This window comes from Desertibacillus haloalkaliphilus (genome assembly GCF_019039105.1).
GTDB classification, from domain to species: domain Bacteria; phylum Bacillota; class Bacilli; order Bacillales; family KJ1-10-99; genus Desertibacillus; species Desertibacillus haloalkaliphilus.
This window is the reverse complement of the sequence record NZ_JAHPIV010000291.1, coordinates 1-389: the sequence shown is the minus strand read 5'-3', so window position 1 is coordinate 389 and position 389 is coordinate 1. Positions and strand designations below refer to the sequence as shown.

The 389-nt window shown below is 53.7% G+C and carries 1 protein-coding gene; it reads left to right on the top strand.

The window, feature by feature from the left end; all coding sequences use genetic code 11:
• The coding region (locus tag KH400_RS29960) for a hypothetical protein (protein ID WP_217228259.1) at positions 1 to 389 on the top strand (389 nt) is incomplete at both ends.

Below are 389 nucleotides of genomic sequence, written 5' to 3'. Positions count from 1 at the left end.
AAGGGGGGGAGGAGGGAGAGGAAGAGGGGAAGGGGAGGAGGGAGGAAAAGGGGGGAGAGGAAAGGAGAGAGGAGGGAAGGGGAAAAGGGAGAAGAGGAAAAGAAAGAAGGGAGGAAGAGGGAGAGGGGAGAAAGGAAGGAAGGGAAGAAGGGGAAAAGGGGGGAGAAAAAAGGGAGAAGAGGGGGAGGGGAAGAGGAGGAGAGGAAGAAAGGGAAAGAAGGGAGGGAAGAGGAGAGAGAAGGAAGAAAGAAGAAGGAAGGAAAGAAAGGGAGGGAAGGAAAAAGAAGAAAGGAGAGAGGAGAGAAAGGGAGGGGGGAAGAAGAAGAAAGGAGGGGGGAGGAAGAAAAGAGAAGGGGAAAGAAGAGGGAAGGGGGGAAAGAGAAGGAAGG